Origin of the sequence: Hyphomonas sp., assembly GCF_022844445.1 — a bacterium.
Classification (GTDB): domain Bacteria; phylum Pseudomonadota; class Alphaproteobacteria; order Caulobacterales; family Hyphomonadaceae; genus Hyphomonas.
In genome coordinates, this window is record NZ_JALHLS010000014.1 from 17,466 (window position 1) to 40,285 (window position 22,820).

Sequence of the window (22,820 nt, forward strand, 5' to 3'; positions counted from 1 at the left end):
AAACAGGTCCACCCGCGACGCGGCGGCACCCCTTCCTTTTGCGGCCCTGACACTTAAAGTTCGGCTAACTCAGCTACGAACACAGCAAGATTGGGAGGCAAAATCATGGGCCAGGGACCGCTTTCAGGCGTCAGGATCGTTGAATTCGCAGGCATTGGCCCGGGGCCCTTCTGCGGCATGTTGCTGTCAGACCTCGGGGCCGACGTCGTGCGCATCGACCGGCCAGGCGATGGCCGTCCGGGCCGTGCGGCCGACGTGATGAGCCGGGGGCGCCGTTCCATCGGCCTGAACCTCAAGGATCCAAAGGACGTCGAAGTGGCGATGAAGCTGCTGGAAAAGGCCGATGGCCTGATCGAGGGCTTCCGTCCGGGTGTCATGGAGCGCAACGGTCTGGGCCCGGATGAGGTCCTGAAGCGGAACCCGAAACTCGTTTACGGCCGCATGACCGGCTGGGGCCAGACCGGCGCGCTCTCGCAGTCTGCCGGACATGACCTGAATTACATTGCCATCACCGGCGCCCTGCATGCGATGGGCGAGGGCGACGGCCGCCCGCGTCCGCCGCTTAACCTGGTGGGCGATTATGGCGGCGGCGCGCTCTACCTCGCGATGGGCCTGCTGGCCGGCATCCTCAGTGTCAGGAATGGTGGCAAAGGTCAGGTCGTGGACGTGGCGATGTCAGACGGCGCGGCCAGCCTCGCTACGATGTTCTACGGCATGAAAGCCATGGGCGTGTGGACCGATGACCGCGAAGCTAACATGCTCGATGGCGGCGCGCACTTCTACGACACGTACGAGACCAAGGACGGCAAATGGGTAGCCATCGGCTCTATCGAGCCGCAGTTCTACGCGCTCCTGCGCGAGAAGGCCGGTCTCACATCCGCCGAATGGGACGCGCAGATGGACAAGTCCAGATGGCCGGAACTGAAGGCCAAGCTGATGGCCGTGTTCAAGACAAAGACTCGCGACGAATGGTGCGCGATCATGGAAGCCACTGACATCTGCTTCGCGCCTGTCCTGTCGATGACCGAAGCGCCGAAGTACAAGCACAACACCGATCGCCAGACCTTCGTGGAAATCGAAGGCGTGGTTCAGCCCGCCCCGGCGCCGCGCTTCTCGGTTACTCCCGGCGCCATCCAGCGCCGCCCGGCCGGCCCCGGCGAGCATACCGCTGAAGTGCTGAAGGACTGGGGCGTTTCGCGCTGAGCCGCACCATGGCCGCGAATCGGTGCGATTCGCGGCCAGTGATGCCTCTTCAAACGCACCGGATGCCGCCAATCCCTCACTGCACGATCTCGTGAAGTGGTCCGGCAAGGGCTCGCGCCCCCCACGGCACGCTGTTTCAGCCCGTGTTTTCAAGACCTTAGGTGTAGTATCTCGGCCTGGCAGGTCCGATGAACGCCGGACAACGGCGGCCCCCGCCATTGTTCAGACTCAATCCCCTATTAACCAAAACTGTCGGTGCAGAGCCAATCAGGCTTCTTGCCAGGGCAAAGTACCGGCGTCCTTCTTGTATACCTTGGCCGGCCTTCGGGCCGGCCATTTTCCTCCGAAGGCCCCCCACTCAAAATCCTGCCGTTTGATGCTTGCCAGAGCGTCCGGCCTGCGTTAACAGGCGCCCTTTCCCGCGTTCCTCATGGGTGCGCGACCCAATCAGATTCCGGAACAGTGCCATGGCCGTCCCCAAGAGTAAGAAGTCGAAATCGCGCACGCGCATGCGCCGCGCCCACGACCGGCTCGACATGAACACCTACATCGAAGATTCCAGCTCGGGCGAGCTTCGCCGTCCGCATCACATCGACCTGAAAACCGGTGTGTATCGCGGCAAGCAGATCCTCGAGCCCAGCGAAGAGATCTAGTCCAGACGTTGCGCTGAACGGCGCATACGCATAAGGGTTCCGGCGCCTCCTGTCCTCACAGGGGGCGCTTTTCATTTTCGGCATACGTAACGATCGGCAAGGGGCCCATCACCATGAGCGAAATCATCGACATCCACGCCCGCGAAATCCTCGACAGCCGGGGCAACCCGACCGTCGAAGTTGATGTCACGCTCGAAGACGGCTCCACCGGCCGGGCGGCCGTTCCCTCGGGCGCCTCCACAGGGGCCTATGAGGCCCACGAACAGCGCGACGGCGACAAGAGCCGCTACAACGGTAAGGGCGTGCTGAAGGCCGTCGACGCTGTGAACGGCGAGATCTGCAACGAACTGACCGGCCTCGACGCCACTGACCAGCGCATGATCGACATGCTGATGATCGACCTCGACGGCACCGAAAACAAATCCCGCCTCGGCGCCAACGCGATTCTCGGCGTTTCACTCGCCGTCTCGAAGGCCGCTGCCGAAGCCTGCTCGATGCCGCTTTATCGCTATATCGGCGGCGCCAATGCCCGCGTCCTGCCGACGCCGATGATGAACATCATCAACGGCGGTGCACATGCGGACAACCCGATCGACATCCAGGAATTCATGATCATGCCGGTCAGTGCCGAAAGCATGGCCGATGCCGTGCGCGTGGGCGCCGAAGTTTTCCACGCTCTCAAGAAGACGCTGCACGATGCCGGCCACAACACGAACGTTGGCGACGAAGGCGGCTTTGCGCCGAACATCGGCTCGACAGACGAAGCCATCGGCTTCATCCTGAAAGCCATCGAGAAAGCTGGCTACCGCCCCGGTGAAGACGTGGCCCTGGCGCTCGATGCGGCGTCGACGGAGTTCTTCAAGAACGGCAAGTATGAACTCGCGGGTGAAGGCAAGTCGCTGTCCTCCGAACAGTTCGCCAAATACCTCGCCGACCTCTGCGGCCGTTATCCGATCCTCTCCATCGAGGACGGCATGGCCGAGGATGACTGGGATGGCTGGATCGCGCTGACCCAGATGCTCGGCGACAAGGTGCAGCTCGTCGGCGACGACCTGTTCGTCACAAACCCCGACCGCCTGGCCATGGGACTGCAGCGCGGCGCGGCCAACTCCATCCTCGTGAAGGTCAACCAGATCGGTACACTCTCGGAAACGCTGGACGCCGTTGAACTGGCGCACCTGCATGGCTACACCGCCGTGATGAGCCATCGCTCGGGCGAGACCGAGGATTCGACGATTGCCGACCTCGCGGTCGCGACCAATTGCGGGCAGATCAAGACGGGATCGCTCAGCCGTTCGGACCGGATCGCGAAGTACAACCAGCTTATCCGCATCGAGGAAGAACTGGGCCCGATCGGGATCTATGCCGGACTTTCGCGCATCAACGCCGGCTAGGGCCTACATTACCTTTCCGAAAGACGACCCGACCGGATCTTCGTGCTACAGGCGACTCATCGGCTGAGCACGGGGCACCGGCATGCGCCAAATCTACCTTCTGGCATCGGACGCTGACGCGGCGGTGGCGGCGGAAGTAGAAGCGATGCTGCGCCAGCGCGGCTATTCGGTGCGCCGCGCGCAAGAACAGTATGCCTTTCCTCCGGCGCGCCGCCAGGAAGTGACGCTCGCGCTGTGGTCGCGCCAGGTACAGTTCTCGTCGAAACAGATTCTGTTTACCAACCGCGCAATTGATGCGTGGACGGAAGGCCGGCTGATCTTTGCAAGCCTCGATAACACCTTCCAACCGCGCGGGCTGGGCGACGTGGCCGCCATCGACCTGTCTTTCGTGCCGGGCCGGATTGCGGCGGTCTGGAAACTCGTTGAAGCGGCTCAGGAAATTGACCGCGCCGAAGAGGCACGCCGCCGTGCAAGCGGACCCGATGACGATGGCGGCGGCGATGGCCCCGAACCAGAGCCTGAAGCGCCCGCTCGCAAGGCCGGGAAGCCAGGCGGTAGCTTTTCCGTCGAACACGCCCTCGGCATAGGCCTCGTTGCGGCTGCGGCTTTCGGATCGGCAGGGTTTGTTGCCATGCCCTTGGCGCCGAACCTTCTGGTCGGCATCGCGGCCGTTGCCTGGGGCGGGGTTGCGGGTGTGCTGGCGGGATATGGCGCAGGACGCCTGAAGCAGAAGCCTGCCGCCTCGAAGGAGGTTGAGGCGGCCTCGCCTTCTGCTCCTGCCCCCGAGGCGCGCTCAGCACCCGAAGAGGTCGCCAGCGCGGACGAGGAGGCGCCTGCCGGACCTTCGCCCGTGTTTGTGTCCTATTCGCGCCGGGACGGCGAGGTGGTCTATCCGATGGTGGCGGAGGTCGAGGCCTCGGGCCGCGAAGTCTGGATCGACAAGGACGAGATCCATGCGGGCGGCAACTGGGCGGGCATGATCGTGCGCGCCATCCGCAACTCAGACACGTTCTGCCTGATGTGCTCGGCGGAGGCCTTCCAGTCGGACAATGTGCGCCGGGAAATCTACATCGCCGACAAGTACAAGCGGAAGCTTCTGCCGGTGCGCCTTGATTCTGCGGAGATGCCGGAAGATTTCGAATATTTCCTCATCGACCGCCAATGGCTTGATTTGACTGCAGCCAATCCCGAGGAGCGCGCCCTGCGGCTGAAGCAGGCGCTCGGCCGGTAAGGGATTGGTTACCCGCGGCGTTTACCAGTGATTCTATGGTTTCACGGCTTCAGGCTCTCGGGCTCAGTCTTCTGGTGCTCTATTTCGCCTACCACGCGTTCGCGGGGGAGAAGGGCCTCGGCCGTTGGACCGATTCGCAGATCGAACTCGAGGCCAAGGAACGTGAACTGGCGTCCATGCAAGCCGAGATCGAGCGCCTCAAGGTGGACATCCGCCGGCTGACGCCAGGGTCCGTAGACCCCGACTACGTCGAGGCTTTGGCCCGTGACAAGCTCGCCTTTGTGTACCCCGGGGAGATCGTTCTCCTGACCCCCGAGCGGAGCTCTGCAAATTGACAACGATGTTCTGACTTGTCGCTGCAAAAATGCGGCGACATAAGGGGTCAGGGAGGCACGTTGCATGGCAAACAAACCCAAGGGTTCGAAAAAGATACCCGCGAAGGCCTCCAAGGCCGATATGCTGAAATTCTACCGCGAGATGCTGCTGATCCGGCGTTTCGAGGAAAAGGCCGGCCAGCTGTATGGCATGGGCAAGATCGCGGGCTTCTGCCACCTCTATATCGGGCAGGAAGCGGTCGTGACCGGCATGCAGGCCTGCCTCAAGGACGGCGACCAGGTCATAACCGGCTACCGCGACCACGGCCACATGCTGGCCTGCGGGCTGGACCCGAATGGCGTGATGGCCGAGCTGACGGGGCGCATCGGCGGCCTGTCGCGCGGCAAGGGCGGCTCGATGCACATGTTCTCCAAGGAGAAGAACTTCTACGGCGGCCATGGAATCGTCGGCGCGCAGGTGCCGCTCGGCACGGGCCTGGCCTTCGCCAACAAGTACCGCGGCAATGACAATGTGAGCCTCGCCTATTTCGGCGACGGCGCCGCCAATCAGGGCCAAGTCTACGAAGCCTTCAACATGGCGTCGCTCTGGAAGCTGCCGGTGATCTACGTCATCGAAAACAACATGTACGCGATGGGCACGAGCGTGGAGCGCGCCTCTGCCGAGGTCGAACTCTACAAGCGCGGCATCTCTTTCGAGATCGAGGGCGAGGAAGTCGACGGCATGGATGTGCTCGCGGTACGCGAGGCCGGCGAGAAAGCCGTGAAGCACGCACGGGCCGGCAAGGGGCCCTACATCCTCGAAATGAAAACTTACCGCTATCGCGGCCACTCGATGTCCGATCCCGCGAAATATCGCAAGCGCGAGGAAGTCGACGACATCCGTACCCACCATGATCCGATCGAAGGCCTCAAGGGCCAGATTCTCGAGCTCGGCCACGCAACCGAGGACGACCTCAAAAAGATCGACAACGAGATCAAGGCTATCGTGAAAGAGGCGGCCGACTTCTCGCTGGAAAGCCCGGAGCCGGATGCCAGCGAACTTTGGACAGACGTATTGATTGAGGAGACCGCAGGATGATCGTGGAACTTTCCTGGCTCTCGGCCACGGCCGCGCTCTTCCTGTTCTACCTTCTCGGCGAGATCGTCGCGGCAAACATCCAGTACAAGCTGAAGGATCTGCTGGGGCCGCGCGATGCACTCGCGCCCGCCGGCCCGGCGCTCGGCCGCGCCAAGCGCGCAACCGCCAACATGATCGAGGCGATGTGCCTGTTCGTTCCGGTCGTTCTGGTTGCTGTCCTCAGTGCACGGACGAACGAGTGGACCGCGCTCGGGTGCATGATCTTCTTCTTCTCGCGCCTGGCCTTTGCTCCACTCTACTGGTTCGGCGTACCGGTGCTCCGCACGCTCGCCTTTTTTTCCGGCGTGGCCGGCGTGGTCATGATCTTCCTCCAAGTTCTCCCGTTTTCCGGAGCCTGACATATGTCCGTAGACATTCTAATGCCCGCGCTGTCGCCCACCATGGAGGAGGGCACGCTTTCCAAGTGGCTTAAGAAGGAAGGCGACACGGTAAAGTCAGGCGACATCATCGCCGAGATCGAAACCGACAAGGCGACGATGGAAGTCGAAGCCGTAGATGAAGGCGTGATCTCGCGAATCGTTGTGCCGGAAGGCACCGAAGGCGTGAAGGTGAATGCGATTATTGCAGTGCTCGCTTCGGACGGCGAAGCGGTAGCGAAACCTGAGGCCAAAGCTGAAGCTGCGCCTGCCAGGGCAGAGCAGGCGGAAGCCAAAAAAGCTGTGCCCCAGATCGAAAGACCCGAGACGGCCGCGCCGGAACAACCGCGCGCCAAAGTGATGGCGGACGCGTCCATTCCGGAAGGCACGAGCTTCACCGAAACAACTGTCCGCGACGCCCTGCGCGATGCGATGGCGGAAGAGATGCGCCGTGACGAGCGCGTGTTTGTCATGGGCGAGGAAGTTGCGCAGTATCAGGGCGCCTACAAGGTGACGCGCGAACTGTTGCAGGAATTCGGTGAGCGCCGAGTGATAGATACGCCGATCACGGAGCACGGCTTCGCCGGCCTCGGCGTCGGCGCGGCCTTCGCGGGCCTGAAGCCAATTGTAGAGTTCATGACCTTCAACTTCGCCATGCAGGCCATCGACCACATCATCAACTCTGCGGCCAAGACACTTTACATGAGCGGCGGCCAGATGGGTTGCCCCATCGTGTTCCGCGGGCCCAACGGCGCCGCCAGCCGCGTCGGCGCGCAGCACAGCCAGGACTATTCTGCCTGGTACGCGCAGATCCCCGGCCTCAAGGTCATCGCGCCATATGACGCTGCCGATGCCAAAGGCCTCCTGAAGGCTGCGATCCGTGATCCGAATCCGGTCGTCTTCCTCGAGCACGAGCTGCTCTATGGGCAATCCTTCCCGGTGCCTGACCTCGACGATTTCGTTCTTCCCATCGGCAAGGCGGCCGTGAAGCGCGAAGGTACGGACGTGACGCTGGTCGCGCATTCCCGAATGGTCGGCTTCGCGCTGCAGGCCGCCGAGCGCCTCGCAGCAGAAGGCATCAGCGCCGAGGTGATTGACCTGCGGACGCTGCGCCCGCTGGATACCGATACGGTGGTCGAGAGCGTCAAGAAGACCAGCCGCCTTGTCTGCTGCGAGGAAGGTTGGCGCTTCTTCGGCGTCGGTGCCGAGATCGCGGCGACGGTCGTGGCTGAGGCCTTCGACTATCTCGACGCCCCGCCGGTACGCGTCCACCAGAAAGACGTGCCGCTGCCCTACGCCGCCAATCTCGAAGCTTTGAGCCTTCCGAATGCGGACGACATCGTCGCCGCGGCAAAGAAGGTGTGTGAGGGGGCGTTCTGATGCCGATCAACATCACGATGCCCGCGCTCAGTCCCACGATGGAAGAAGGCACACTCGCCAAATGGCTCGTCAAGGAAGGCGATCTGGTGAAGTCTGGCATGATCATCGCCGAGATCGAGACCGACAAGGCAACGATGGAAGTCGAAGCGGTCGATGAGGGCAAGGTCGGCAAGATCATGGTGCCCGCCGGCACCGAAGGCGTGAAGGTCAACGCCATCATCGCCGTGCTGCTCGAAGACGGCGAAAGCGCAGGCGACGTGAAGGCACCGGCGGCAGCTCCTAAGGCGGAAGCCGCGCCGGCCAAGACCGATGCAGCGAAGACGCCCTCCGCCCCGCCTGCACCCGCCCAGACGCCGGCCGCCCCGGCAAAAGCCGCAGCTCCCGCATCCGTCGCCGTGATGGATCGCCCGGGCGGCGCGCGCATCATGGCCTCGCCCCTTGCAAAGCGCATCGCGGCCAACAAGGGCATCGACCTGAAAGCCCTCAAGGGCACCGGCCCCCATGGCCGCATCATCCGCCGCGATGTGGAGAATGCGAAACCCGGCGCTGCCCAGCCCGCCCATGGCGGCACGCCGTTGACAGCTGACGGACTGATCTTGCCGCAGGTCCTCGACGACCGCGTCTATGCGCCGGATACGTATGAGCTGAAGCCGCTCGACGGCATGCGCAAGACGGTCGCCAAGCGCCTGACGCAGAGCTTCATGCAGGTTCCGCACTTCCCGCTGAACATCGACATCACGCTCGACAACCTGCTGGAAAGCCGCTCCGCCATCAACGCCGCCGCGCCGAAAGACGTGAAGATCTCGGTCAATGACCTGCTGATCAAGGCCGCCGCGCTCGCGCTGATCGACGAGCCGGACTGCAATGCATCGTACACGGACAAGGGCATTGCCTATCACAAGCACGCCAACATCTCGGTTGCCGTGGCGGTGGACGGCGGGCTGATTACGCCGGTCATCTTCAAGGCGGAAGGCAAGGGCCTCGCCGAGATTTCCGAGGAGATGAAGGACCTCGCGACCCGCGCCCGCGAGCGCAAGCTGAAACCGCAGGAATACATGGGCGGCACGTTCTCGATCTCGAACCTCGGCATGTTCGGCGTCAAGTCCTTCGCCTCGATCATCAATCCGCCCGAAGGCATGATCCTCTCGGTCGGCGCCGGCGAGAAGCGCGCGGTGGTGGATGAGAGTGGCGCCGTCGTGGCGCGCACGCTCATGAGTGTGACCCTGACCTGCGACCACCGGGTCATCGGAGGAGCCGAGGGCGCGAAATGGCTGGCGGCGTTCAAGCGCTATGTGGAAACACCGGAAGCGATGCTGCTTTAGGCCGGAAGGAATACAATGAGCACCCAATACGACCTCATCGTCATCGGCTCCGGCCCCGGCGGCTATGTTGCGGCGATCCGTGCAACGCAGCTGGGCATGAAGACGGCTATCGTGGAACGCGAGAGCCTGGGCGGCATCTGTCTGAACTGGGGCTGCATCCCCACGAAGGCGCTGCTTCGCTCGGCAGAAGTGTTGCACCTCGCCAAGCATGCAAAGTCCTTCGGCCTGAAGATCGAGAACCCTTCCTTTGACCTTGACGCCGTCGTCAAGCGTTCGCGCGGCGTCGCCGCGCAGCTGTCGAACGGCGTGAAGTTCCTGATGAAGAAAAACAAGATCGACGTGATCGAAGGCACGGCGCGGCTCGAGAAGGGTGCGCCCGCGCCGAAGGTCATTGTCAAGGGCAAGGATGGCAAGGATACGTCGTACACGGCCAAGCACGTCATGCTCGCCACCGGCGCCCGCGCCCGCGACATTCCGCAGGCGGGTCTTGTGGCGGATGGCAAGCTGATCTGGACCTACCGCGAGGCGATGACACCGGACGTTATGCCGAAACGCCTGCTGGTCGTCGGCTCCGGTGCCATCGGGATCGAGTTTGCAAGTTTCTATAATGAACTCGGCAGCGAAGTGACCGTGGTCGAAGTGATGGACCGCATCCTGCCGGTGGAAGACGCGGAGATTTCCGCGCTCGCCGAGAAGGATTTCAGGAAGCAGGGCCTGAGCATCCTGACCGGCGCGAAGGTGGAAAACCTGAAGGCCGGCAAGGACACCATCACCGCTGACATCACGACGAAGGACGGCAAGAAGGAAACGAAGGAATTCGACCGCGCTATCCTGGCAGTCGGCATTGTCGGAAACGTTGAAAACCTTGGCCTGGAGGCGCTCGGTGTGAAGGTGGAAAAGACCCATGTTGTCGTCGACGGCTTTGGGCGCACCGGGGTGGCGGGACTCTATGCCATCGGCGATCTGACCGGACCGCCCTGGCTGGCCCACAAGGCAAGCCATGAAGGTGTCGTCTGCGTCGAGGGGATTGCCGGAAAAAGCAAGACCGAGCCGTTTGATGCCTCTAACGTGCCAGGCTGTACCTATTCCCATCCGCAGGTCGCCAGCGTCGGCCTGACAGAGGCCGCCGCCAAGGCGAAGGGGCTCGACATCAAGGTCGGCCGCTTCCCCTTCATCGGCAATGGGAAAGCCATCGCCATGGGCGCGGAGCAGGGCCTCGTGAAAACGATTTTCGACAAGAAGACCGGAGAACTCCTTGGTGCGCACATGATCGGGGCCGAGGTCACCGAGCTGATCCAGGGCTATGTCATCGCGCGGCAGGGCGAGCTGACAGAGCACGACCTGATCCACACCGTTTTCGCCCACCCGACGATTTCCGAGACGATGCACGAAGCCGTCCTCGATGCCGAGGGCCGCGCGCTGCATATCTGATCCCGGCCCGGTCCCTTGCGGGCCGGTGGGCCACCCGCTACGCCTAGCGCCATGGGTAACCGGGGCAGGGCGGCAAATGCGTTGGAAGATGTCATGTCTGGCGGCGGCGCTGGCGCTGCTTGTGGCTTGTGCGCCGAAACAGGAGGCGCCAGTGCCCGCCGCTGAAATCCCGCCTGCCGCAGAGTTGCCGGCCGCCCGTGAGGGCGTGGTCACCGACCGGTTTGCCCGGCTCGCGCTCGCCTGCGTCCACCGGGAGTACCCGAACAAGATCAGCCATGTGCTGAACACCGACGCCGACGCAAAGCCGGCGCGCGAACTCTATCCGGCCTTCTATGGCTGCTATGACTGGCATTCCTCGGTGCACGGCCACTGGCTGCTCATGCGCGTTCTGAACACCGATCCCGAGACGCCAATGCGCCCCGCGATTCTCGAAGCCCTCGGCAAGAGCTTCACGCCGGAGAACATCGCCGGCGAGCTCGCCTACTTTCAGGCGCCGGACCGAGCGAGTTTCGAGCGGCCCTATGGCACGGCCTGGTTCCTCCAGCTGATGACTGAACTGCGCGAGGCGAATGTCCCGGAGGCGGAAGGCTGGGTGCAGACGCTTCAGCCGCTCGAAGCCTTTATACGAGCTGAGACGATCAGCTGGCTCGGCAAGCTGGTCTACCCCATCCGCATTGGCACCCATAACTCCACTTCCTTCGCCTTCGGCCTTATGCTCGACTGGGCGGACGCCGCCGGCGATACCGAGTTCCGCATTCTCCTCGCGGCTAAGGCGATGGCCTTCCACGCCAACGACGTGAACTGCCCGCTCGCCTATGAGCCCTCGGGCGAGGATTTTCTCTCGCCCTGCCTGATGGAGGCGGACCTGATGCGCCGCGTCCTTCCGCAGGCGGAGTATGTGGCGTGGCTTACGGCCTTCCTGCCGCAGATCCCGCTCGATGGGCGCGCGGACTGGCTTTCGCCCGGCATTGTGCTCGACGCTTCGGATGGCAAGCTGGTGCACCTGGACGGCGTGAACCTGTCGCGTGCGTGGGCTCTGGAAGGCATCGCCTCTGCGCTGCCGCAAGACGATGCGCGTATCCCGGCTCTGCTCGCTGCGGCGGCCGTGCACAAGGAAACGGGCATCGCGGCCGTCAGCGACCAGCACTATGCTGGCAGTCACTGGCTCGCGAGCTTCGCGACCTATCTTGAAACGAAGCGGGGCATCCCCCTGCAATGAAACTGCCCTTCGGCCCCGGCGCGCTCGTTACGGCTGCCTTTATCGGCCCGGGGACGGTCACGGCCTGCACACTCGCGGGCGCCAATTTCGGCTATGCGCTTCTTTGGGCGCTGGTCTTCGCGACGGTCGCGACGATCATCTTGCAGGAAATGTCGGCCCGGCTCGGCGTCGTGACGGGCTCTGGGCTCGGCGAGGCGCTAATGGCCGGGGCGGGCCATCCGGCCCTCAAGTTTGCCTTCGCAGCGCTGGTCGTCGTGGCCCTGGCGCTGGGCAATGCGGCCTACCAGGCGGGCAATCTTACCGGCGCGGCGCTCGGCGGCGAGGCGATCCTCGACGGTCTGGGCGTTGACCGGCGCCTCCTCGTCATCCTCCTTGCGCTGACGGCCGGGGCTTTCCTCCTATCCGGCAGCTACAAGCTGATGGAGCGGGTCCTGATCGGTCTCGTCATCCTGATGAGCCTCGCTTTCGCAGGCAGCGTCCTTATCACGCGGCCGGACTTCGGCGCCATGCTCGCGGGCCTCGTTCCGCGCCTGCCGGAGGGCAGCCTCTTCACCGCCATCGCACTCATCGGCACCACCATCGTGCCCTACAATCTCTTTCTCCACGCTTCCGCGGCGCGCGAACGCTGGGCCGGGGGAGGTGCAGTAGCGCTCGCCGATGCGCGGCGCGACACGCAAATCTCGGTAGGGCTCGGCGGCCTCATCTCGATGTTCATCCTGATCACCGGCGCTGCCAGCCTTTTCGGCAGCGGCCTGACGATCAAGTCCGGCGCCGACCTCGCCTCCGCCATCGAGCCCGCCTACGGGATGATGGCGCAATATCTTGTCGGCACCGGCCTCCTCGCCGCCGGTCTCAGCTCGGCCATCACCGCGCCGATGGCCGCCGCCTATGCGGTCAGCGAACTTGCCGGCAAGCCGCCACGCGGCCCGCTCTTCCGCCTCGTCGCCATGGCCGTTCTTGTCGTGGGCACGGGCATCGCGCTGATGGGTTTCAATCCGTTGACGGTCATTCTGACCGCGCAGGTCGCCAACGGTATGCTGCTGCCCATTGTTGCCATCTTCCTGATGGTCGCCATGAACCGCCGCAGCCTCCTCGGCGACCGGGTGAACACGCCGCTGCAGAACCTGCTTGGCGGCGCCGTGCTGGTGGTCACAATCGGCCTCGGCGCCCGCCTCATTCTCCGCGCGGCAGGGGTATGGCCATGACGCCCACGCTCTGCCTCAATGCCGATCTTGGCGAATTGTCCGGCGCCGAAGGCCGCGCGCTCGATGCGGCCATGCTGCGTGTCGTCACGCGCTGCAACGTCGCCTGCGGCGGTCATGCCGGGGACGAGGTCTCGATGCGCGCTACCCTCCGCGCCGCGCGCGACAACGGCGTGCGCATCGGCGCGCACCCCTCCTATCCGGACCCCGAGAACTTTGGCCGACGTACCCTGACGATGTCGCCGCAAGACCTCGCCGCCTCCCTCGCCGCGCAGGCCCGGCGTCTCCTTTCTATCGCGGCGCAAGAGAAAGCTGCCGTCACACACCTCAAGGCGCACGGCGCGCTCTACAATGACGCCGCAAAGGATGCGGGCCTTGCTATCGTCATCGCCGCCGTAACGGCAGACGCTGGCCTGCGCGAACTCGTCGGCCCGCCGGGCAGCGAACTGGAGCGCGCTGCGCGTGCAGCAGGGCTGCAATATCTCGCCGAAGGCTTCGCAGACCGCAGCTATGAACCTGATGGCGCGCTGACGCCGCGCAGCCTTCCCGGCGCCGTGCTTGAAGATACATCCGCCGTGCTCGCGCAGGCGCTCGGCTTCGCGCGGGATGGCTCGGTCGCCGTGCGCGGCGGCGGGCGCATCCTGCTCGCCATCGATACGCTTTGCCTGCACAGTGATACGCCCGGCGCCGCCGAGCATGCCCGTGCGCTCCGCGCCGGGCTCGAAGCCGCCGGCATCGGAGTACGTGCATGATGGCGCCGGCCTTCCCGGTCATCGCACTGGGGGATGATGCGCTTACGGTCCTCTGCGGCCCCGGCGACATCCGCCACACCCTCGCGCATCATTTGGCGAGCGACCAAAGCTGGATCGAGGTTGTCCCGGGAAAGCAGGATGTCACTGTCGCATTCGATCCGCACGCGGAAGGCATGGGCCTTGCGGCGGCGAGGCTGAAGCGTCTTCTGGAGTTGGCTGCCCTATCGCCTGCTCTCGACGCCAAAACCCACTCGCTGGAAGCGGTGTTCGGCGGCGAAGATGGCCCGGATCTCGCGGCCCTCTCCGATAGGCTCGCAATACCGGCAGCGCAGATCATGGATGAAGTCCTTCAATCGCCGCTGACCGTCGACATGCTCGGCTTCACACCCGGATTCGCTTACCTGACCGGCCTCTCGTCCATGCTCTCTGGGGAGCGGCTGGACACGCCCCGCGCGCGCGTTCCGGCCGGTTCAATCGGCCTGATCACGGGGCAGGTTGGCCTCTACGCCCTGGAAGGGCCCGGCGGCTGGCCGATCATCGGGCGGCTGCAAGTGCCTCTGTTCGACCGCACCGCGACGAACCCGTTCCGCCTTGCACCAGGAGACCGCGTCTTCCTGCGCCGGAGCGGCCGGCCATGAGCCTACGGGTCATCGATCCCGGCATCCAGTGCACGGTGCAGGCCGCGCCGCGCCTCGGCTATCGCCATGCGGGTGTACCCTATGGCGGGGCGGCGGACCCTCTCTCCATGGCGCTCGCCAACCGGCTTTGCGGCAACCCTGCAGACGCGCCCTGCCTTGAGATAGCCTACGGCCCGGCCAGCTTCGCCTTCGATTCGCCCGTGCAGGTCGCGCTGACAGGCGCGCCCGCGAGTGTCCGCGTCATGGGTGCCACAAAGGACATGCACGCGCTGCTTGAGATCGGTGCCGGCGATGTTCTGGAGATCGGCGCCGCGTCCACGGGCTCCCGCATCTATCTCGCAGTCGCGGGAGAGATAGCGGCGGAGTCCTTCCTTGGCTCCCAGTCCACTTATGTGCCGGCTCGTTTCGGCGGTCATCAGGGCCGGGCGCTGGCAAAAGGCGACGAACTCGCCATCACGAGCGTCCGACGCGTCCCGTTCACCGCTACGCCCGCCGAACTAAGCCTGCCGTTGTCTCACAGCTTCGCCCTGCGCGTGGTGCCAGGTCCTGACTTCCCGGAAGGCGCGTTCGATGTGAATTCATCCGTCTACCACGTATCCCGCCGACTCAGCCGGATGGGGGCCGAGATCGAAGGCCCGTTCCCGCCTCGGGCCGGGGCCGGCCTCAAGCCAAGCGCCGCCGTCTTCCCGGGCGCCCTGCAGGTCACCCCGCAAGGGCGCGGCTACCTGCTGCTGCCGGACGGGCAGACGACCGGCGGCTATCCGCATCTGCTGCAGGTCATCCGCGCCGATCGCCATCTGCTCGGCCAGCTACGCCCCGGCGACAGCCTCCGCTTCCTTCTGCGCTCGCAGGCAGAAGCGGAAGCGGCGCTCCGGGCCAAGCAGGCCCTGATCGCCGCCTGGGTTACGGATTTCCGCCTCTGATCAGAACGCGACGCGCACGCCTGCGCGCACGTTGCGGCCGGGCAGGGGCAACAGGTCCTTCAGCACGGACGTCGACAGGCGCGCTTCCTCGTCGGTTACGTTACGCACTTCGACAAAGGCCTGCGTGCCGTCCTGGCCAAAGCCCAGTTCGGCAAGGTTCAGCGCGCCGCGCAGGTTCACCAGCGTGTAGCCATCTGTCGGCAGCTGGCCGATGCCCGCATCGTCCTGGCCGTCGGCCCATTCGACGCCGGCGCCAAGTTCGAACAGCGCCCAATGTGCATCGGCGTCCGCTGTGAAGCGCCGCGGCGGCACGAACGGCACATCGGCGCCGTTGCCCAGCTCCGCATTCACAAAGTCCACGCCGCCTTTCAGCGTCCACAATGCGCCCATCGGCCCGTTGTCGAACACGGCCTCGCTGTAGATCTCCGCGCCGATGAATTCGGCATCATCCTGCGTGAACAGGAACACCGGCAGGTCGTCGGCCACGTCGACGATCACGCCTTCCTCCTCGATGGTGCCGGGGGCCAGGTAGATGAAGTCGTTGAAGCTGGTCTTGAACGCGTTCACCCCGAAGGACAGCCATTCATTCTTCCAGCGGACAGTGCCTTCCACGTTCAGGCCGCGCTCCTTGTCGAGCGAGGCATCACCCACTTCATACTGCGCCGTGGCAAGGTGCGGGCCGAAGGCAAAGAGTTCACTTTCGTTCGGTGCGCGTTCAGTATAGCTGAGCTGCGCCCCGAAGAACCAGCCGCCTTCCGTGTGCTGATGGATGCCGGCAGAGCCGCTGAACAGGTCAAATTCCGCCTTGCCCTGCAGATCGTTGTCATGCTCGACCGTCTCGCCCCTTAGGCCGCCTTCAACGCCGAAGCCATTGTCCCAATCACGGGCCTCATAGAGGAACACAGCGAGCGATTTCGTATCGGTCGGCGTAATGAAAGCTTCGTCGCCTTCTGTGAACAGTTCCTTGTCCAGCGCCTGCACACCGAGGGCGCCTTCAAAGCCAGCAATCGTGTGGTCCACTTCACCGCGCGCTTCCCAGCCCTTGGTGTCGAAGCGGGTGCCCGGTTCGCCAGGCCCTTCAAACTCGATGTGTTGATAGTCGGCATAGGCCAGTGAGCCTGAGACCCGCGTGATCACGTCGCCGGCCACGTCATAGCCCGCGCGGAAGTCGTAGCGCATCTGCTCCAGATCGATGAAAGGCTCCTCTTCGGCGCCTTCTTCTTCTGGGGCACCTTCTTCGTGCTCATGCGAATGACCCGGCAGGCCGTATTCTGCCGTCTGGCGGCGTACCGCAAAACCGGCAAAGCCGCGCTCGCCGACCCAGGACAGGCCCGCACCGAGAGAGTCCGTCTTCAGGAAGGAATTCTCCACCTGTCCGCGCGCCTCTTCGTGCGCTTCGCCTTCTTCTTCCTCGGCTTCCTCCAGCGCCCTCAGGCGCGCGGATTCCACGTAGCCCGGAATGTCATAGTCGCCGAAATCGCGCATTGAAGCCGACAGTGCGAGGACGACCGGACCGGTGGCATAGCGGGCGCGGCCGGCCAGTTCGGTGCCTTCGTTGACGCTGTTATAGGCGCCCATCAGGTCGCCCGAGATGGCACCATCCGGAATGGTCTCTGAGATCAGCCCGTCAATCACGTTGACCACGCCGCCGATGGCCTGGCCGCCATATGCCAGCGCCGCCGGCCCGCGCAGGATCTCGATCTTCTCGGCATCGATCCCGTCCGCCGCCACCTGGTGATCCGGGCTTGCCGCCGACACGTCGATCACGCCGATCCCGTTGGTGAGCACCTGAACGCGCTCAGCACCGAGGCCGCGCAGCACAGGCCGGCTCGCGCCCTGCCCGAAATATGTTGAGGAGATGCCCGGCTCGCCCGACAGGGTGTCGCCCAGCGTCGAGGCGAGATTGCGCAGGATGTCCTCGCGTTCCATCGCGGTGGCGTTGCCCACCAGCTCGTCACTTGCGCGGTCGGGGCCAGGCGCCGTCGTGATGAGCACCGGCTCCAGCCGCCGCGGGGTTTCAGCCTCCTGCGCTTGGGCCACGCCCAGCAGGGCCTGGGTAGACACGGCGGTCGCCAGAAAAACGCGCTTCATCGGATACTCCTTCGTAATGTAATAATGTTGCATTACGAAGCCGAGCGCCGAAGCGCAAGGGCGTTTGTCCGATTTTCAGAGCAGGATCAGGCGGCGCTGCCGTCCACGCGCAGCAAGGAGCCAGTCGTGAAGCTGGAACTAGGGCTCGCAAGGTAAAGAGCCGCCGTGATGATCTCTTCAGGCTTCCCGGGGCGGCGCATTGCGTTGTCGGCGCTTTGGCGCATCTCTTCCGGCCAGGCTTTTGAAATGTCGGTGAGGAACGGACCGGGGCAAATCGTGTTCACGCGCACCTTCGGAGCATACTCGTGCGCCAAGGACAGGCTCATCGCGTTCAGGGCCGCCTTGGCTGATCCGTAGGGAACAACATGAGGCAGCGGCACCAGGCTGCCGGAGGAAGAGATGTTGATGATGCTGCCACCATCGCCGTCCGCCATCCGCTTCGCGACCTGGCTCGCCAGCCGGAACGGGCCCTTGAAGTTGAGATTCAGCACGCTGTCGAACAGGGACTCAGTCACCTCATGGCTTGCCATGCGCGGGCCGGAGCCGGCATTGTTGACCAGGATGTCGATGCGTCCGAATTTCGCATACGATGCCTCGATGAGCGCATCGATATCGTCCCAGCGCCCGCAATGCGCGGCGTGCGCGTAGGCCCGGCGCCCCATCTTGCGGAAATCTTCTGCGGCCGCTTCACAGGCATCGAGCTTCCGGCTCGCTACGATTATGTCCGCGCCGTGCAGCGCGAACGCTTTCGCCATCTGATAACCCAGCCCCCGGCTACCGCCGGTCACGAGCGCGACTTTTCCCGTCAGATCGAAATATGGGCTGGTCATCAGCGGTCCTCTCCCTGTTTACGAAGAAGTGTTCGCCACGCTACCCCGCAGATCAAGCCTTGCCCGCGCGGAAATCCGTCAGTTCAGAACCTGCGGCGACGTCAGTGTCGCGGTCTTCGCCGCTTCCGCTTGGCGCATCAGGCGCAGCATGTTGCCGCCCCAGATCTTCGCGAGGTCATCCTCGGTATAGCCTGCAGCCAGCAGGTCGGCGGTCACCTGCGGCAGGGCCGCGACGTCCTTCATCCCGTCCACGCCGCCGCCGCCATCCCAATCGGCGCCGATGCCGACATGATCCGGCCCGACGAGCTTCAATGTGTAGAGCAGGTGCTCCATGAACTTTGTATAGGTCGAGCGCGGTGGCGGGAACGCGGTATCCATTTCCTTGCGCGCGGCACGAAAGGCCACGAGCTCTTCGGGTGCAAGCTTGGACGTATCCTTGCCATACCGGGCTTCGAGTTGCGCAATCGCTGCAAGCCGCTCGGGCGAGGCGACCAGCGGTTCGAGATACCCGCCGTACGCATTGACCTGGATCACGCCGCCGTCCGCCGCGATGGCCTTGAGCAGGTCATCCGGCAGGTTGCGCGGATGGTCATACACACCCTTCGGGCCGGAGTGCGACAGGATGATCGGCGTGGTCGACAGCGCGATCATGTCGCGCACCGCATCGTCCGACGCATGCGAGCCATCAAGGATCATGCCGAGCCGGTTCGCCTCACGCACGAGTTCTTCCCCCAACGGGCTAAGCCCCCCGAACACCTGAGCAACATCCGTCGCACTGTCCGCATACTGATTATTCCGGAAATGCACCGGCGCCACCATCCGCAGCCCGCCCACATAGAAGGCCTCGATCAGCGAGACATCCTCGCCGAGCGGGTAAGCGTTCTCCATGCTCTGGAACACGATCTTCTTGCCTTCCGCAGAAATGCGCTCCGCATCGTCTGCTGTGAAGGCCAGCTCCACATCCTCCGAATACTTCGCCGCGAATTCGCGGATGGCGGCCTGCCGCATCAAGGCAATCGTGCGCGCCGCAACATAGGACGTCTTGTCCAGCTGGCCTTGCGTCGTGAATATCACCCAGAAGCCGCCGTCGAGGCCGCCTTCATTCATGCGGGGCAGGTCGACATGCGTGCCGTCCACATCGAAATCGCCGCGCTCGGAGAAGACATAGGTGTCTGAATGGAAATAGGCCGGCGTATCAAGGTGGCTGTCTAGCACCATGAAGTTCTGATGAAGCAGCGCCATTGGCGAAAGCGCCGGCGCGGGCGGCGTCGTAGGTTCCGATAGCTCCGGAGCCGGGGCTGTCTTGCAGCCGGCCAGCATGGCTGCAGCCAGCCCGAAAAGGATGCGTTTCATGGATAGCCCCGTAAGTTGAGTCTGATGGGTCATCATACTGGCCAGACGCCGTCCGGCGTCAACCAGAAGGGCTCAGCCTTTGCCGAACACGCGCTCGAAGATCGTGTTTGCGTGCTTGAAGTGATATTCCAGATCAAACAGCGCATCGATCTGCTCAGGTTTCAGGCGGGCTGTCACGTCGGGGTCCGCCTTCAGAAGCACGTCGAGGTCGCCTTCTTTCTTCCAGGTGCGCATCGCATTGCGTTGCACCAGCCGATAGGCATCCTCGCGGCTGACGCCCGCTTCCACAAGCGCCAGCAGGATGCGCTGCGAATTGTGCAGGCCGCCCATGCTGTTGATCGTGCGCAGCATGTTCTCGGGATATACGACGAGGTTCTCAATGACGCCGCCGAGACGGTGCAGCGCAAAATCAAGATGGATTGTTGCGTCGGGGCCAATGCCGCGCTCGACCGAGGAATGCGAAATATCCCGCTCATGCCACAGCGCCACGTTCTCCAGAGCCGGCGTCACCGCCGAGCGCACAAGCCGCGCGAGCCCGGTCAGGTTTTCCGTCAGGACGGGATTGCGTTTGTGGGGCATCGCCGACGAGCCCTTCTGTCCGGCCGAAAAATACTCTTCCGCTTCGAGCACTTCGGTGCGCTGGAGGTGGCGTATCTCGGTGGCCAGCCGCTCGACCGACGAAGCGATCACGCCGAGCACTGCGAAATACATCGCGTGCCGGTCGCGCGGGATCACCTGTGTCGAGACAGGCTCGATCCGAAGGCCGAGCTTCGCCGCCACATGCGCTTCGACGCGCGGATCAACGTTCGCAAACGTGCCGACTGCGCCGGATATCGCGCAGGTCGCCACCTCGTCTCGAGCGATCAGCAACCGCGCCCGCGCGCGCTGGAACTCGGCGTAGAAGCCCGCAAGTTTAACGCCGAAAGTTGTCGGCTCGGCATGGATGCCGTGGCTGCGCCCGATGGTCGGTGTATGCTTGAACTCGTAGGCGCGCTTCTTCAGTGCGGCCAGCACGCGGTCGATGCCGCCGAGCATCAGGTCGGCTGCGCGGACCAGTTGTACGTTAAGACAGGTGTCCAGGACGTCGGAGGAAGTCATCCCGAGGTGGAGAAAGCGCGCTTCTTCGCCCACATGCTCTGTCACGTTGGTCAGGAATGCGATCACGTCATGCTTCACTTCGCGCTCGATTTCGTCGATGCGGTCCACCTCGAACGCGGCCCGTTCGCGTACGGCCTTGGACACGCCTTTCGGAATGGTGCCCATCTCTTCCATCGCCTCGGCCGCGAGGGTTTCGATCTCCAGCCAGATTCCGAAGCGGGACTCCGGGGTCCAGATGGCGGCCATCTCCGGGCGCGTATAGCGAGGGATCATCGGGGTATCTCCATTGCGTTGCGCCAGCCAATAAGGGCTTCGGCGCGGTTGCGCCAGCCTTTCAAGGTGCCTGTCGCGGAGCCATTCTGTTTGCGGCGCGGGCAGGGTAAGTTGGCACCTGATTCGACATAGCCCCGACCATGACGCAGCCTGCCAGAAAAGCCGCAAACCCGGCCGCCGCCTCCCCCGCCCTGTCGGCTGGCGGGCGCCGTTGGCGGCTGCACCAGGCCGATCCGCGCCGCGTCCAGTCGTTGCTGCCGGCCGTCGGCGGCTCGGACCTGCTCGCCCGCCTCCTCGAGGCGCGCGGCGTCGATGTCGCAGATGCCGCAGGTTACCTCGCCCCAACGCTGCGCGAATTCTTCCCGGACCCGTCCAGCTTTGCCGACATGGACAAGGCTGCCGGCATCGTCCTCGACGCCATCCTGGATGGCCGCAAGGTCATCGTTTTCGCCGACTACGACGTCGACGGCGGCACGTCCTCGGCCACGCTCGCGCGCTACTTCCGCGCGTGGGGAAGGGACCTCGGCCTCTATGTGCCGGACCGTCTCGAGGAAGGCTACGGCCCCTCGCCGGAAGCCTTTCGCTACCTGAAAGGTCAGGGCGCCGAACTCGTCATCACCGTGGACTGCGGCGCCGCCGCCGTTCGGGCGCTGGACGAGGCCGTCGCCATCGACCTTCCGATCGTCGTAATCGACCATCACCTGATGTCTGGGGTTGTTCCTCCCACCGCCGCGCTCGTGAACCCGAACCGGCCGGACTGCAATTCGGGGCAGGGTCACCTCGCCGCCGCCGGGGTCGTCTTCGTCTTCGTCGCCGCTATGAACCGCCTCGCCCGTGAGCGCGGCGTCGCTCCGCCGTCGGGCCTGCCAGACATCATGCCGCTTCTCGACCTCTGCGCCCTCGGCACGCTCTGCGACATGGCGCCCTTGCAAGGCGTCAACCGCGCCTTCGTCCGCCAAGGCCTCGCGATGATGGCGCGCGACCAGAACGCCGGCCTGCGTGCGCTCGCAGACGTTTCCGGTATCGGCAAGATCGAAACAGTCTACCACGCAACCTTCCTGCTCGGCCCGCGCCTCAATGCCGGTGGCCGCGTTGGCGATCCCTGGCTTGCCGCCAAACTCCTCGCCACCGACGACCGCGCCGAGGCGATCGAACTCGCCGAACGCCTCCATGCGCTCAACGACGAGCGTAAAGCCCTCGAAGCCGCCATCCTCGACGCCGCCACGGCGCAGGCCGAGCGCGCCATCGCCGAGAACCCCCTGCGCGGTGTGATCATCGCCGCAGGTGAGGGCTGGCACCCGGGCGTCATCGGAATCGTCGCTGGCCGCCTCAAGGACCGCTTCCACCTGCCCAGCATCGTCATCGGCTGGGGCGACGGGCTCGGTCCGGTCGCCAAGGGTTCTGGCCGCTCCGTCAAGGGCGTGAACCTCGGCGCCGCAATTTCCGAAGCCGCCCGGCAGGGCGTCATCCTTTCCGGCGGCGGCCACGCCATGGCCGGCGGGCTCAGCCTCGATCCGTCGCAGCTCGCCGCCTTCGACGCCTGGATGCTTGATCACATGGACGCCTTCGCTGCCGAGCGTGACGCCGCGCTCGACATGGACATCGACGCGGTCGTCGCTCCCGGCGCCGCCACGCCGCATCTCGTCGCCGCCGTCGCCTCCCTCGGTCCCTTCGGGGTTGGCGCGCCGGAACCGGTGTTTATGCTGCAGGACGTGAATGTCACCGGCATCCGCCGCGTCGGAACGCAGCACCTACGCTTCACGGCAGAAGATGCGTCCGGCCGTCTGGAATCGATCTGCTGGCGAGCCGAAGGCACACCGATCGGCGACGCACTGCGCCAGGGCGGACGCTTCAGCCTCGTGGGGCGCCTGAAGACCGATAACTGGAATGGCCGCGACCGGGTCCAGCTTGAAACCCTTGATGTGACACGGCTTTAGGACAAACTGTTCCGAATTCCGCGAGGTGGCTTGCCCTGTCCTGAATCAGCCGCTATATGCG

Annotated in this window: 20 protein-coding genes; 16 read left to right on the top strand and 4 right to left on the bottom strand. The window is 64.4% G+C overall.

The genetic code is table 11. The features are described 5' to 3' along the window. Positions 1-105 precede the first annotated feature (105 nt). The 15 genes from Q0C17_RS14375 to Q0C17_RS14445 all read left to right on the top strand — a co-directional run bounded on the left by Q0C17_RS14375 (position 106) and on the right by Q0C17_RS14445 (position 15,177). Positions 106-1,203: a CaiB/BaiF CoA-transferase family protein gene (locus Q0C17_RS14375; RefSeq protein ID WP_291207752.1), complete on the top strand. Its 1,098-nt coding sequence runs from the start codon at positions 106-108 to the stop codon at positions 1,201-1,203. A gap of 467 nt (positions 1,204-1,670) precedes the next feature. Then, positions 1,671-1,856, top strand: coding sequence for a 50S ribosomal protein L32 (rpmF, locus tag Q0C17_RS14380; RefSeq protein ID WP_291207754.1), 186 nt, complete (start codon positions 1,671-1,673; stop codon positions 1,854-1,856). Positions 1,857-1,969: 113 nt separating this feature from the next. Further along, entirely contained in the window at positions 1,970-3,250 is a 1,281-nt protein-coding gene (eno, locus tag Q0C17_RS14385) for a phosphopyruvate hydratase (RefSeq protein WP_291207756.1), read from the top strand. An 82-nt stretch (positions 3,251-3,332) separates the two neighbouring features. Next, positions 3,333-4,481, top strand: coding sequence for a toll/interleukin-1 receptor domain-containing protein (locus Q0C17_RS14390; RefSeq protein ID WP_291207758.1), 1,149 nt, complete (start codon positions 3,333-3,335; stop codon positions 4,479-4,481). 35 nt (positions 4,482-4,516) lie between these two features. Beyond that, complete coding sequence (locus Q0C17_RS14395) at positions 4,517-4,816, top strand: septum formation initiator family protein (protein WP_291207760.1); 300 nt, start codon at positions 4,517-4,519, stop codon at positions 4,814-4,816. 64 nt (positions 4,817-4,880) lie between these two features. After that, entirely contained in the window at positions 4,881-5,894 is a 1,014-nt protein-coding gene (gene pdhA / locus Q0C17_RS14400) for a pyruvate dehydrogenase (acetyl-transferring) E1 component subunit alpha (RefSeq protein ID WP_291207762.1), read from the top strand. Beyond that, complete coding sequence (locus Q0C17_RS14405; protein ID WP_291207764.1) at positions 5,891-6,292, top strand: MAPEG family protein; 402 nt, start codon at positions 5,891-5,893, stop codon at positions 6,290-6,292. Before pdhA ends, Q0C17_RS14405 begins: the two co-directional genes overlap by 4 nt. A gap of 3 nt (positions 6,293-6,295) precedes the next feature. Continuing rightward, positions 6,296-7,690 (top strand): pyruvate dehydrogenase complex E1 component subunit beta, encoded by a 1,395-nt coding sequence (locus tag Q0C17_RS14410; RefSeq protein WP_291207766.1) that lies wholly within the window; start codon positions 6,296-6,298, stop codon positions 7,688-7,690. After that, on the top strand, positions 7,690-9,012 hold the full coding sequence (locus Q0C17_RS14415; protein ID WP_291207768.1) for a pyruvate dehydrogenase complex dihydrolipoamide acetyltransferase: 1,323 nt from the start codon (positions 7,690-7,692) through the stop codon (positions 9,010-9,012). Before Q0C17_RS14410 ends, Q0C17_RS14415 begins: the two co-directional genes overlap by 1 nt. Positions 9,013-9,027: 15 nt before the next feature. Further along, entirely contained in the window at positions 9,028-10,443 is a 1,416-nt protein-coding gene (gene lpdA / locus Q0C17_RS14420) for a dihydrolipoyl dehydrogenase (RefSeq protein ID WP_291207770.1), read from the top strand. 76 nt (positions 10,444-10,519) lie between these two features. Beyond that, entirely contained in the window at positions 10,520-11,662 is a 1,143-nt protein-coding gene (locus tag Q0C17_RS14425) for a DUF2891 domain-containing protein (RefSeq protein ID WP_291207772.1), read from the top strand. After that, positions 11,659-12,867, top strand: a complete 1,209-nt coding sequence (locus Q0C17_RS14430) for an Nramp family divalent metal transporter (protein ID WP_291207774.1) — start codon at positions 11,659-11,661, stop codon at positions 12,865-12,867. Before Q0C17_RS14425 ends, Q0C17_RS14430 begins: the two co-directional genes overlap by 4 nt. Then, positions 12,864-13,616, top strand: coding sequence for a 5-oxoprolinase subunit PxpA (gene pxpA, locus Q0C17_RS14435; RefSeq protein WP_291207776.1), 753 nt, complete (start codon positions 12,864-12,866; stop codon positions 13,614-13,616). Before Q0C17_RS14430 ends, pxpA begins: the two co-directional genes overlap by 4 nt. Continuing rightward, positions 13,613-14,254, top strand: coding sequence for a carboxyltransferase domain-containing protein (locus Q0C17_RS14440; protein ID WP_291207778.1), 642 nt, complete (start codon positions 13,613-13,615; stop codon positions 14,252-14,254). The genes pxpA and Q0C17_RS14440 overlap by 4 nt, the downstream gene beginning before the upstream one ends. After that, positions 14,251-15,177, top strand: coding sequence for a biotin-dependent carboxyltransferase family protein (locus Q0C17_RS14445; protein WP_291207780.1), 927 nt, complete (start codon positions 14,251-14,253; stop codon positions 15,175-15,177). Before Q0C17_RS14440 ends, Q0C17_RS14445 begins: the two co-directional genes overlap by 4 nt. On the opposite strand, the gene Q0C17_RS14450 is transcribed toward Q0C17_RS14445, so the two are convergent. The 4 genes from Q0C17_RS14450 to purB form a co-directional block, all read right to left on the bottom strand. Beyond that, positions 15,178-17,268 (bottom strand): TonB-dependent receptor, encoded by a 2,091-nt coding sequence (locus Q0C17_RS14450; RefSeq protein WP_291207782.1) that lies wholly within the window; start codon positions 17,266-17,268, stop codon positions 15,178-15,180. It lies immediately after the preceding gene. 86 nt (positions 17,269-17,354) lie between these two features. Continuing rightward, positions 17,355-18,098, bottom strand: a complete 744-nt coding sequence (locus tag Q0C17_RS14455; protein ID WP_291207784.1) for a glucose 1-dehydrogenase — start codon at positions 18,096-18,098, stop codon at positions 17,355-17,357. Between the two features lie 78 nt (positions 18,099-18,176). Further along, positions 18,177-19,451 (bottom strand): dipeptidase, encoded by a 1,275-nt coding sequence (locus Q0C17_RS14460; RefSeq protein ID WP_291207786.1) that lies wholly within the window; start codon positions 19,449-19,451, stop codon positions 18,177-18,179. A gap of 72 nt (positions 19,452-19,523) precedes the next feature. Continuing rightward, positions 19,524-20,822, bottom strand: coding sequence for an adenylosuccinate lyase (gene purB, locus Q0C17_RS14465; RefSeq protein WP_291207788.1), 1,299 nt, complete (start codon positions 20,820-20,822; stop codon positions 19,524-19,526). 140 nt (positions 20,823-20,962) lie between these two features. Between purB and recJ the strand changes: the two genes are divergently transcribed. Then, positions 20,963-22,759 carry a single-stranded-DNA-specific exonuclease RecJ gene (gene recJ / locus Q0C17_RS14470; RefSeq protein ID WP_291207791.1) on the top strand — a complete coding sequence of 599 codons (1,797 nt, stop codon included), beginning with the start codon at positions 20,963-20,965 and terminating at the stop codon, positions 22,757-22,759. The last annotated feature ends 61 nt before the right edge of the window (positions 22,760-22,820 follow it).

What these genes read in the sequence shown, in the direction of transcription:
- Q0C17_RS14375 (WP_291207752.1), top strand. Translation starts at nt 106, where the DNA reads ATGGGCCAGGGACCGCTTTCAGGCGTCAGGATCGTTGAATTCGCAGGC.
- rpmF (WP_291207754.1), top strand. Translation starts at nt 1,671, where the DNA reads ATGGCCGTCCCCAAGAGTAAGAAGTCGAAATCGCGCACGCGCATGCGC.
- eno (WP_291207756.1), top strand. Translation starts at nt 1,970, where the DNA reads ATGAGCGAAATCATCGACATCCACGCCCGCGAAATCCTCGACAGCCGG.
- Q0C17_RS14390 (WP_291207758.1), top strand. Translation starts at nt 3,333, where the DNA reads ATGCGCCAAATCTACCTTCTGGCATCGGACGCTGACGCGGCGGTGGCG.
- Q0C17_RS14395 (WP_291207760.1), top strand. Translation starts at nt 4,517, where the DNA reads ATGGTTTCACGGCTTCAGGCTCTCGGGCTCAGTCTTCTGGTGCTCTAT.
- pdhA (WP_291207762.1), top strand. Translation starts at nt 4,881, where the DNA reads ATGGCAAACAAACCCAAGGGTTCGAAAAAGATACCCGCGAAGGCCTCC.
- Q0C17_RS14405 (WP_291207764.1), top strand. Translation starts at nt 5,891, where the DNA reads ATGATCGTGGAACTTTCCTGGCTCTCGGCCACGGCCGCGCTCTTCCTG.
- Q0C17_RS14410 (WP_291207766.1), top strand. Translation starts at nt 6,296, where the DNA reads ATGTCCGTAGACATTCTAATGCCCGCGCTGTCGCCCACCATGGAGGAG.
- Q0C17_RS14415 (WP_291207768.1), top strand. Translation starts at nt 7,690, where the DNA reads ATGCCGATCAACATCACGATGCCCGCGCTCAGTCCCACGATGGAAGAA.
- lpdA (WP_291207770.1), top strand. Translation starts at nt 9,028, where the DNA reads ATGAGCACCCAATACGACCTCATCGTCATCGGCTCCGGCCCCGGCGGC.
- Q0C17_RS14425 (WP_291207772.1), top strand. Translation starts at nt 10,520, where the DNA reads ATGCGTTGGAAGATGTCATGTCTGGCGGCGGCGCTGGCGCTGCTTGTG.
- Q0C17_RS14430 (WP_291207774.1), top strand. Translation starts at nt 11,659, where the DNA reads ATGAAACTGCCCTTCGGCCCCGGCGCGCTCGTTACGGCTGCCTTTATC.
- pxpA (WP_291207776.1), top strand. Translation starts at nt 12,864, where the DNA reads ATGACGCCCACGCTCTGCCTCAATGCCGATCTTGGCGAATTGTCCGGC.
- Q0C17_RS14440 (WP_291207778.1), top strand. Translation starts at nt 13,613, where the DNA reads ATGATGGCGCCGGCCTTCCCGGTCATCGCACTGGGGGATGATGCGCTT.
- Q0C17_RS14445 (WP_291207780.1), top strand. Translation starts at nt 14,251, where the DNA reads ATGAGCCTACGGGTCATCGATCCCGGCATCCAGTGCACGGTGCAGGCC.
- Q0C17_RS14450 (WP_291207782.1), bottom strand. Translation starts at nt 17,268, where the DNA reads ATGAAGCGCGTTTTTCTGGCGACCGCCGTGTCTACCCAGGCCCTGCTG.
- Q0C17_RS14455 (WP_291207784.1), bottom strand. Translation starts at nt 18,098, where the DNA reads ATGACCAGCCCATATTTCGATCTGACGGGAAAAGTCGCGCTCGTGACC.
- Q0C17_RS14460 (WP_291207786.1), bottom strand. Translation starts at nt 19,451, where the DNA reads ATGAAACGCATCCTTTTCGGGCTGGCTGCAGCCATGCTGGCCGGCTGC.
- purB (WP_291207788.1), bottom strand. Translation starts at nt 20,822, where the DNA reads ATGATCCCTCGCTATACGCGCCCGGAGATGGCCGCCATCTGGACCCCG.
- recJ (WP_291207791.1), top strand. Translation starts at nt 20,963, where the DNA reads ATGACGCAGCCTGCCAGAAAAGCCGCAAACCCGGCCGCCGCCTCCCCC.